The following is a 207-nucleotide window of genomic DNA, read 5'->3' on the forward strand; positions in this document are numbered from 1 at the left end:
CAGCAATTCCGGCATTATTAGAGTTATTGGATATCACAGGCTCTATCATCACCATTGATGCAATGGGGACTCAAACCGAGATTGCCAACAAGATTATTGATAAAAAAGCAGATTATGTTTTAGCACTCAAGGCAAATCACCCAACTCTCTACAATCAGGTAAAACAATGGTTTGAAACAGCATCTTCACTCTCTTTTCAAGGTATTG

1 protein-coding gene is annotated in these 207 nt (G+C 38.2%); it reads left to right on the plus strand.

Annotation, left to right across the window (positions count from 1 at the left end; genetic code table 11):
• On the plus strand, positions 1–207 hold a 207-nt coding region (locus tag FFR48_RS28805; protein WP_137669656.1), incomplete at both ends, for an ISAs1 family transposase.

It is taken from the genome of Sphaerospermopsis reniformis, assembly GCF_005402885.1.
GTDB lineage: Bacteria > Cyanobacteriota > Cyanobacteriia > Cyanobacteriales > Nostocaceae > Sphaerospermopsis > Sphaerospermopsis kisseleviana.